Source organism: Dysgonomonas sp. Shenzhen-Wh21 (genome assembly GCF_043392705.1).
Classification (GTDB): domain Bacteria; phylum Bacteroidota; class Bacteroidia; order Bacteroidales; family Dysgonomonadaceae; genus Dysgonomonas.
Window position 1 is genome coordinate 1 of sequence record NZ_JAIXHZ010000175.1, and the last position, 8,787, is coordinate 8,787.

General features: G+C 36.1%; 8 protein-coding genes and 1 pseudogene. 7 read left to right on the plus strand and 2 right to left on the minus strand.

All coding sequences use genetic code 11. From position 1 onward, the window contains the following. The first annotated feature begins 142 nt into the window (after positions 1-142). The 7 genes from LDB17_RS12595 (at position 143) to speA (ending at position 7,009) form a co-directional block, all read left to right on the plus strand. Positions 143-811: a metal ABC transporter solute-binding protein, Zn/Mn family gene (locus tag LDB17_RS12595; RefSeq protein WP_393925055.1), complete on the plus strand. Its 669-nt coding sequence runs from the start codon at positions 143-145 to the stop codon at positions 809-811. A 3-nt stretch (positions 812-814) separates the two neighbouring features. Then, entirely contained in the window at positions 815-1,600 is a 786-nt protein-coding gene (locus LDB17_RS12600) for a metal ABC transporter ATP-binding protein (RefSeq protein WP_252637309.1), read from the plus strand. A 108-nt stretch (positions 1,601-1,708) separates the two neighbouring features. Continuing rightward, a complete protein-coding gene (locus tag LDB17_RS12605) occupies positions 1,709-1,969 on the plus strand; it encodes a hypothetical protein (protein ID WP_135106431.1) in 261 nt (86 codons plus the stop codon). Positions 1,970-2,212: 243 nt separating this feature from the next. Beyond that, positions 2,213-4,000: a translation elongation factor 4 gene (lepA, locus tag LDB17_RS12610; RefSeq protein WP_252637308.1), complete on the plus strand. Its 1,788-nt coding sequence runs from the start codon at positions 2,213-2,215 to the stop codon at positions 3,998-4,000. Between the two features lie 113 nt (positions 4,001-4,113). Then, a complete protein-coding gene (locus tag LDB17_RS12615) occupies positions 4,114-4,623 on the plus strand; it encodes a flavin reductase (RefSeq protein WP_252637307.1) in 510 nt (169 codons plus the stop codon). Positions 4,624-4,625: 2 nt separating this feature from the next. Next, positions 4,626-5,093, plus strand: a complete 468-nt coding sequence (locus tag LDB17_RS12620; RefSeq protein ID WP_252637306.1) for a GyrI-like domain-containing protein — start codon at positions 4,626-4,628, stop codon at positions 5,091-5,093. 23 nt (positions 5,094-5,116) lie between these two features. Then, positions 5,117-7,009 carry a biosynthetic arginine decarboxylase gene (speA, locus tag LDB17_RS12625; RefSeq protein WP_135106438.1) on the plus strand — a complete coding sequence of 631 codons (1,893 nt, stop codon included), beginning with the start codon at positions 5,117-5,119 and terminating at the stop codon, positions 7,007-7,009. A gap of 75 nt (positions 7,010-7,084) precedes the next feature. Here the strand turns inward: speA and LDB17_RS12630 are convergent, their stop codons facing one another. After that, entirely contained in the window at positions 7,085-8,350 is a 1,266-nt protein-coding gene (locus LDB17_RS12630; RefSeq protein ID WP_252637305.1) for a DUF5103 domain-containing protein, read from the minus strand. A gap of 155 nt (positions 8,351-8,505) precedes the next feature. After that, a pseudogene (locus tag LDB17_RS12635) lies at positions 8,506-8,787 on the minus strand (hypothetical protein); the annotation flags it as partial.

Consider the following 8,787-nt stretch of genomic DNA (forward strand, 5'->3'; position numbering starts at 1 on the left):
CTTTATTTATCAGAGAATTTTCTATACCAAGATAACCTACATTAAAGTAAGCTGTGCTTTTGTCAAGATTCATCATCTGTGAAGGAGTAAAGTCTGCACTTTCCGGATTCATTCCGGGAGAAATAATGCATTCTACTTTGAAGTGATTGCCGACAAAAGCACAGCTTACTTTAAGGTAGGTTATCTTGGTATAGAAAATTCTCTGATAAATAAAGTTTCTGCAAGTAATCCTGCGTTTAAAGTAGTTGATTGTTCTGATGGCATAGAATCAACCTGTGAAGACCACAATCATCACGAAGGACATGATCATAGTCATCATGGACATGTAGGAGGAGATCCACATACATGGAGTTCTGTCGTTTCTGCTAAAATCATTGCAGAAAACATGTACAAAGGGCTTATTGAAATAGACAGAGTAAATGAAGCTGATTACAAAGCAAATTACGATAAACTTCTCTCTGAAATAGACAAGACCGATAGTATAATAAAATCGTATCTGGAAAAAGCACCAAGCAAAGCTTTTATCATTTACCATCCTGCGCTTAGCTATTTTGCTCAAGAATATGGGCTGACACAGTATTCCATTGAGCATGAAGGAAAAAACCCTTCTCCTGCGCAATTGAAAGAACTTATAGACAAAGCAAAAGCTGAAGGTATAAAAGTTGTCTTTATTCAAAAAGAATTTGACACAAAGAATGCTGAAACAGTAGCCGAAGCTATTGGCGGAAAAGCTATACCTATCAATCTACTGTCTTATAATTGGAGTGAAGAAATGATTAAAATAGCTAGAGCTATGGCTTTAGAAGATTAATTGATGAGTAAAATTCTTGACATAAAAGATCTTTCTGTAGGATACGACGGCAATCCTTATGTATTGAAGAATGTCAATCTGGAAGTTACCAAGAATGACTTCCTTGGTATTATCGGCCCAAACGGAGGAGGTAAAACAACTCTTCTGAGAACTCTCATGGGGTTGGTTAAGCCGGCTTCGGGCAAAATATCTTTTTATAGGAATAATATAAAGGTTGATAAAATAAACATAGGTTACTTACCTCAGATCAACCAGATTGATAAAAAATTCCCAATATCTGTATATGATGTTATCTTGTCTGGATTAACCGTAAAAAAAGGTATTTTCTCTTCTTATACAAAGGAACAAAAAGAAAAGGTGAGCGTCATTGCCGAAAAAATGGGGTTGGAACAGCTTATACACCGTTCGATAGGTGCGTTATCAGGTGGGCAGTTGCAACGTACATTACTAGGAAGGGCGATTATCGATGACCCCGATTTGTTGGTTCTTGATGAGCCTAATTCCTATGTGGATAAACGTTTTGAAAGCAATTTCTACAAATTGCTCGAAGAGATAAATCTGGATACGGCTATCATACTGGTATCTCATGATGTTGGAACCGTTATTTCACTCGTGAAGAATATAGCATGCGTAAACGAAGAACTGCATTATCATTCAGGCACGAACATCTCGACCGACTGGCTTGAAAAATCATACAACTCGTGTCCTATTGAAATAATTGGACATGGAGATTTTCCTCACAGAGTTTTAGAGAAACATGAGGGTTGTGACTGTTGTAAAGAAGATTAGCAATTCATTATTTCCTTTTTTCAAAAATCACTATAAATTGATATTACTCTATATCTGAGAACTAAACACATGCTTAGAACGTTAAATAGGTTATAAAACAATTATATTATGAAAAAGATATTTTTTGCATGCCTTGTTGCATTTACACTTGCAGCTTGCGGACCAGTTTACAACACACAACTTAAACAAGTAGAACTGGGGATGACACAACGAGAGATCGTCTCACTTATGGGTGATAAATATTCAGTTGTCGACCAAAGAAGTAATGGTGACCAGACTTTAGAATACGTAGATAAATTTAAAAACCACTGGTACTTTGTTTTTGTTAATGGGCAGCTAAATAAATGGTATAAGGAAACAGAGAAATAAAATTGTATTAGAATAAAGAAATAGGATGTATCAATGGTGCATCCTATTTTTATTACATATAGACATACTTTATATAAAGAATGATACAGCATTTATTTCTTATGATTTAATCTTTCTTTAAAGTCACTCAAATCTGTTTCGCGAATAGCCCTGTATTTTATATCTTTTTTGTATATTTGCAGCCTAATTTGGGGTAGTATATTTACTTCAAATCGATATACCAAAAAGAAGATTTATTATAGAATGAATAAAATACGAAATTTTTGCATTATAGCACATATTGATCATGGTAAGAGTACCCTTGCTGACAGGCTTTTAGAATATACAAAGACTGTTGAAGGCAAAGACTTGCAAGCTCAGGTACTTGACAACATGGATCTGGAACGTGAGCGTGGCATCACTATAAAAAGCCATGCTATCCAGATGGAATATGTATATAAAGGCGAAAAATATATTCTTAATCTGATTGATACTCCCGGACACGTTGACTTTTCGTATGAAGTTTCACGATCTATAGCAGCATGTGAAGGCGCATTATTAATCGTAGACGCAGCACAAGGTATACAGGCACAAACAATATCAAACCTGTATATGGCAATAGAGCATGATCTAGAGATTATTCCTATTCTGAATAAAATAGACCTGCCAAGTGCTATGCCTGATGAAGTTGAAGATCAGATTATAGAACTGTTAGGTGTAAAAAAAGAGGATATAATACGTGCCAGTGGTAAAACAGGAGAAGGCGTTTATACCATACTGGATTCAATTATAGAACGAATACCGGCACCGCAAGGTGATCCCGAAGCTCCATTGCAAGCACTTATTTTCGATTCAGTTTTTAACTCTTTTCGTGGTATCATTGCTTATTATAAAGTAGTGAATGGTACAATAAAAAAAGGTGATCTTGTAAAATTCTTTGCAACAGGGAAAGAATATGATGCTGACGAAGTAGGTGTACTAAAACTGGATATGTCTCCGCGTAATGAAGTCAGGTGTGGTGACGTTGGTTATATAATTTCAGGGATCAAAACTTCGAAAGAAGTAAAAGTAGGTGACACAATCACCCATGTAAAAGGGGCATGCGACAAAGCGATCGAAGGCTTTGAGGAAGTCAAGCCAATGGTTTTTGCCGGAGTTTATCCTATCGATAGCGAAGACTTTGAAGACTTACGCTCATCTTTAGAAAAACTTCAATTGAATGATGCCTCTCTTACATTTCAGCCGGAATCATCTGTTGCTTTAGGATTTGGTTTCCGTTGCGGATTCTTAGGTCTTTTACATATGGAGATTATACAGGAACGCCTCGACCGGGAATTCAACATGGATGTGATCACAACTGTTCCAAACGTATCTTATATAGTTCACGACAAGAAAGGGAACACGAAAGAGGTTCACAATCCGGCAGGACTCCCCGACCCTACCCTGATAGATTATATAGAAGAACCTTATATACGTGCTTCGGTAATCACCAATACCACCTATATAGGGGCTATTATGACTTTATGTCTCGGCAAACGAGGTATCCTTATCAAACAAGAATATATCTCAGGAGATCGTGTTGAGATTATATATGATATACCATTAGGAGAGATTGTTATCGACTTTTACGATAAGCTGAAAAGTATTTCGAAAGGATACGCTTCTTTCGATTATCATATGCATGACTATCGTGAATCGAAGCTTGTAAAACTTGATATACTATTAAATGGTGAATCTGTAGATGCTCTCTCTACACTTACTCATGTTGACAATGCCGTAAACTTCGGACGTCGCATGTGTGAAAAATTGAGAGAACTTATTCCCCGTCAACAATTTGATATAGCAATACAGGCTGCTATCGGTGCTAAAATTATTGCCCGTGAGACGATCAAGGCCGTACGTAAAGATGTTACGGCGAAATGTTATGGTGGTGATATCTCTCGTAAGCGTAAACTTCTCGAGAAACAAAAAGAAGGTAAAAAACGCATGAAGCAGGTAGGAAACGTAGAAGTTCCTCAAAAAGCCTTCTTAGCTGTATTAAAACTCGATTAAATTATCTTTATACAGACCATTAGAATTAGTTTAGAAATAAAAAAGTGATATCTAGAAACAGTATAAAAACTGTTACTTTTGTTACTTTTTAGTTGAAAACAGTATTGACAATCATGACATCCTTTGAAAAAATAGATATAAAAGATTTTACTCCCGATTCATTTGGGCTAAAAAACAAATGGATGCTCGTTACTGCATCTAAGCCCGATGGTACAGTGAATACAATGACTGCAAGTTGGGGAGGATACGGTGTGATGTGGAACAAAGAAGTAGTATTTGTTGTTATACGTCCTCAAAGATACACAAGGGAGTTTGTGGAAAGTACAGAATCTTTCTCTCTTACTTTCTTTGATAAAAAATACTTAAAGGACTTAAGTTATTTAGGTAAAGTATCGGGACGTGATGAAAACAAAATCTCAAAAGCCGGACTTAATATTGCTTTCGATAAACATATACCATATTTTATGGAAGCCCAAACAGCTATTTTTGTCAAGAAGCTCTTTGTCCAGCGTATCCAAGAAGATGCTTTTCTAGAGAAAGACATCATCGAAAGATGGTATCCCGAAAAGGATTTTCATTACTTGTATATTGCAGAAGTAACAAATATCTTAAAGAGGAAATAAGGATGAATCGTGAAGAAGTCACTCTGACTAAGTTTGTGGTTGTTGGAATATCTGTCCGTACTACGAATCAGAATCATCAATCGCAAGAGGATATTGCAAAACTATGGGAAGTTTTTTTCCGTAATGCTTACATTCAGCAACTGATGCCGAATAAGGTATCTAATGATATCTATTGCATTTATACTGATTATGAGAGTGACTATACAGGAGAATACACGACTGTATTAGGTTATAAAGTTTCCAGTGTTGAAGGGATACCTACAAATTTGGGATTGACTTTCAAAGAAATACCGGAATCGAAATATTATAAGTACCTTTCGGAAGGTGAACTGCCTTATGCCGTAGGTAAAACTTGGGCACATATTTGGCAGTCTAATATAAAAAGACGTTATTTAGCAGATTTCGACATCTATGGTGAGGAGTCGAAAGACCCTAAAAATGCTAAAATAACAACATATTTATCTATTTAAATAAATTTCACTTTACACAAAGAATGAGAAAATGGCGCATCGAAGACTCAGCTGAGTTGTATAACATCGCAGGCTGGGGTATTAATTACTTTTCTGTTAATGAGAAAGGTAACGTTGTTGTAACTCCGAGAAAAGACGGGGTGGCTGTTGATTTAAAAGAACTGATGGACGAATTGCAGCTTCGCGATGTGTCAGCTCCTGTTTTGATTCGTTTTCCGGATATCCTGGATAATCGGATCGAGAAAATTTCCACGTGCTTTAAACAGGCTGCCGAAGAATATGAATATAAAGGGCAAAACCATATAATATACCCTATCAAGGTAAATCAAATGCGCCCGGTGGTAGAAGAACTTATCAGCCATGGAAAAAAATTCAATATCGGACTGGAAGCCGGTTCTAAGCCGGAACTTCATGCCGTTATAGCAATCAACACCGATTCTGATTCGCTTATAATCTGTAATGGATATAAGGACGAAAGCTATATTGAGTTAGCCTTATTAGCTCAAAAAATGGGCAAGCATATATTCATTGTAGTTGAGAAACTGAATGAGATACCGCTAATCGCCAAAATAGCTAAAAGACTAAAAATAACACCTAATATTGGTATCCGCATCAAGCTGGCCAGTTCCGGTAGTGGTAAATGGGAAGAATCAGGAGGCGATGGAAGCAAATTCGGATTGAATTCGAGTGAGCTGTTAGAAGCTTTAGCATATCTTGAAAAAGCAAATATGCAAGATTCTTTACGTCTTATTCACTTCCATATCGGAAGCCAGATTACCAAAATTCGCCGGATAAAAACAGCTTTACGTGAAGCCGCTCAATTCTATGTACAGCTGCATGCAATGGGCTTTAAGGTGGAGTTTGTTGATATTGGTGGGGGACTGGGCGTTGACTACGACGGTACACGTTCTTCTTATAACGAAAGTAGTGTAAACTACTCCATACAAGAGTATGTGAATGACTCTATCGCTACAATGGTAGATGCAGCTGATAAGAATGGCATCCCACACCCTAATATTATAACAGAATCGGGCAGATCGCTTACGGCACATCACTCTATTCTGGTATTTGAAGTGTTGGAAACAGCTACTTTGCCGGAGTGGGATGAAGATAAAGAGTTGTCGGAAGATGACCATGAACTCGTTAAAGAGCTGTATCAAATATGGGACGATCTTAGCCAATCGCGTATGTTAGAAGCTTGGCACGACGCACAACAGATTCGTGAAGAAGCTCTCGACTTATTTAGTTTGGGAATGCTAACATTGAAAACGAGAGCGCAGGTAGAGCGTCTTTACTTCTCTATTGCCCGTGAAATATTCCAAATTGCAGGCAGAGCAAAACATGCTCCTGAGGAGTTAAAACAATTATCAAAATTATTACCGGATAAATATTTCTGTAATTTCTCCTTATTTCAGTCGTTGCCGGACTCTTGGGCTATTGACCAGATTTTCCCGATTATACCAATTCATAGATTGGACGAAAAGCCGGATAGAACAGCAACACTACAGGATGTAACTTGTGACTCTGACGGAAAGATAGATAACTTTATCTCTAACGGTAATCAGTCATCATACTTGCCGGTACATAGCATGAAGAAGAACGAATCATATTACCTCGGAGTATTCCTAGTGGGTGCTTATCAGGAAATATTGGGTGATCTTCACAACCTATTCGGAGATACAAATGCGGTTCATATCTCAGTTGATAAAGACGGATACAAGATAGAGCAAATGATAGATGGTGAAACTGTAGCAGAAGTATTAGACTATGCTCAATACAATGCGAAGAAGCTTGTCCGCACTGTTGAAACATGGGTTACTTCGAGTGTTAAACAAGGGACAATAACAGTAGAAGAAGGAAAAGAATTTCTATCAAACTATCGTTCAGGCCTTTATGGATACACCTACCTTGAATAATTAAAGTATAAGCTTATATATTAAAATCCTCTTTACGCATTTGCATAAAGAGGATTTTTTATATAGGTTAATTCCTTATTTACTTCTTGATTGAATATTTTGTATGCCTATGAGGCTGTCGTAACGTTGTCCGGAAGGGCGATAGTAGACAAATATCTGATATTCATTTTCTGTTTCAAAATAATTACCTTCTATTTTTGCTGTTGAGTAACTGGCTCCCGACTTAGTCAGATATTGATAATTATACAAACCTTGCTTTAAAAGCAGAGCTATATAATATTGTCTGTTCTCTTCATCATATTTCATTCTGTATTTGTCGGTAAAGTTATTATCAGTAAAGTTTCCATTAATAAAAATATCCTCGCCTATCGGGCTATCCATTGGTAGAGTAAATACCGTATTAAAATAATCAGACTCTATCTCACTATCATTCGTATCGTTACTTCTAATATAAAACCTTCCATTTTGATCTTGATCATAACTATATGACCTACCGGATCTGGTTTTATCAGGAACGATGTACATTGTATAATTAGGCCGATTATATTCAATATGCTCTACATTCAAACCATTGTATCTATAACTTGACGTTTCGAATCGACGATATTCATTTCCTGCTTCAAATATCAGATTCCGATTGTGTTCATATATTAATTTATCGGAGCTAACATAAGTAGGTTTTATTTGATGCCTTTCAGTGTCGAGGCGGTTGTTTTGCCAAGCAAAGATTTTCAATTCGGTAAAAGGATCTCTTATATTAAGATTCTGATGCAATATACTAAAGGACAACTGCTGATGACCTTTATTTGTATCAATATCCGTATTAGAAGTAATACTTGGAGCGATGCTTACTTGTGAATCTACGACAGAGAAACAAGCAGTAAGTAAAACTTCGTCAGGTATACCATCTTCGTAAACTTCAACAACATAGTTTCCTGATAATTTAACATTTACATCATTATTAGGAATATCAATAGCAAAGTGGGTATATTCTACGGTTGTATTTAAAGAAGAAGCATAATCATCTATCGGGTTATCATTGAATCCACTTAGATAATCTATCTCGGATATGCCACTGCTTCTTTTCCAGTATGCATCGCAATGGATTATCCGATAACGTAAACGATTCATTGAGTCTTCAGAAATACGATCGAAACTAATATGTACATAATCATTGCCATTCAATGCGATGATGGGATATGAACTCCAATCGTTATTTTTATTTACCTGTACCGTATATATATCATCTGATATTGCCTGTGTATGATACGCTTGCGAAAAAGTATATATACTCGTTAGATAAAAGATTATAGAGAAAAATAGCAATAGTTTATTATTCATTATTCTAAACTTAATTGTTGCAGAGACCTTTTCAAAAAGTGACAAAAGTAACAGCTAATTGTATGTTTTTGTATGTTACTTTTTTGCTATAAAAGTAAACTACAATTCTATTATTAGATAATTTAAATTCTTAAAAATAATACTTGTGTAGATTCTTAATACCGATCTTTCCAGAGCTTTTTGAGCCATTCCATTATTTTACTTTCAGATGCATTCTGCTGGGGTTTCCAAAATTGTCTACCCTTTATCTCTTTAGGTACATAATCTTGTTGTACAAAATTATTTTCAAAGCTATGCGCATATTTGTATTCCTTTCCGTAATTCAATTCCTTCATCAACTTTGTAGGCGCATTACGCAAATGTAATGGTACAGGTAGATTTCCTGTTTCGTTGACTAAGAGCAATTCGGCATACATGTCGATAGATGAAGCCATAGC